2 protein-coding genes are annotated in these 1,435 nt (G+C 72.3%); both read left to right on the top strand.

What is annotated here, in order from left to right; genetic code table 11:
- Nucleotides 1-468: HNH endonuclease (locus ACYF6T_RS44455; RefSeq protein WP_461703690.1), on the top strand; the 468-nt coding region annotated here is incomplete at its 5' end.
- A gap of 786 nt (nt 469-1,254) precedes the next feature.
- On the top strand, nt 1,255-1,435 hold a 181-nt coding region (locus ACYF6T_RS44450), incomplete at its 3' end, for a hypothetical protein (RefSeq protein WP_461703689.1).

Below are 1,435 nucleotides of genomic sequence, written 5' to 3'. Positions count from 1 at the left end.
GTCCTCGTCCTTGAGAACAAGGCCGTCTGTCTCGAGGAATCCGGCGCCTTCATGCACAGCGCAACCGTCACAGTCCCCGCACCAAGCGTGGTCCGGCTCAAACGATTCGTGCGGGTTCCCTACCGGGGACCCGTTCCGCTGACCCGAAGGGCGCTCTTCGCGCGCGACGGGGGCCGGTGCATGTACTGCGGTGGCGTCGCAACCAGCGTCGACCACGTCATCCCGCGCAGCCGCGGGGGCAAGCACGTCTGGGACAACGTGGTGGCGTCCTGCCGCCGCTGCAACCACGTGAAGGCCGACCGACACCTGTTCGAAATCGGCTGGCGGCTGCGCCACAAACCCGCTCCACCCACCGGTCTGGCCTGGCGCATCATCGGCACCGGCCACAGGGACCCGCGCTGGCTGCCCTACTTGCAGCCGTACGGCGCGGACGACGCCCTGGCCCGGATCGACGGCATCTCCGCCTGACGTCCGGGCCTTCGCATACCCCCGGGCCACCACCGGGCATGCGGCAGTACACGAGGCTCCGGCCCGGGAGCCTCCACGCTCCCGGGCTGGCCCCTCGCGCGCGTTCGGCCTGGTCGACGTCGACCAGGCGGCGGCCCCGCTGGAGCAGGCCCTCGTCGGACAGGTCACCGCGAAGGAGGACCGGGGGCAGGGGCGGTGGCCGTCCTGCGGTCGCCGCGCAACGTCGGCCTTCCCTGTCGGCTTTACCGTCGGCGCCCTGCTCGGCGGCATCGGGCTGCTGATCGGCACCGGCCCGGACACGCGGGCATCCTGCTGCTCAACGCGGCCTCCTTCGCCGTGCTGGCGGCGGCCCAGCGGGCCGGCTCGAATTCCGGGTGTGCGGTCGGATCGTCGGTGGGGGACTCGCGGTTGCGTTCCTCGGCCCGGACCTCGCCGCTCGCGTCGACCGGCCCGGACCCGAACGGCCAGTCGCCGCGCCGTCCACCGCCTCGGCGGCGAGTTCGACACAGCGGCGCAGACGGCGCCGGTCGGCCTCGTCGACGCTGCCGGCGGGGGGCGGGGCGAGGCTGGTTGTCGTCGGTGACCACGGTCACTCCGTTTCCGTGGTGGGGGTGAGCTGGGTGCGGTGCGCGGCCACGGTGGCCAGGGCCTGGTCGAGCAGCACCGTTTCGGCGCCGGCCCGGTGCCTTCCCCGGCCCGCCGCTCGGGATCGTCGACCGGCTTTTCCGTCAGCCTGGAAAAGATTCGCGGCGCCACACCCGGAACCGGCCGCCCAGTTCGGCGGAAATGCTCTCTTCGTACGGCCCGGCGAATTGCCGCGTCGCTGTTTCCGCCGGCCCATACCGGAATCCGGCCGCAGCGATAGTCGCCCTCGTTCTCGCCGGCCGCGCGAATCGTCCGCAGGAGTTCGCCGGTGAGCGCGCCACGCTGCTCGATAGGGACGCCGAGCGCCTTGAACTCCTCCTAA

The sequence above is a fragment of the Streptomyces sp. 7R007 genome (assembly GCF_054850255.1).
This window is presented reverse-complemented; position numbering and strand designations above follow the sequence as displayed.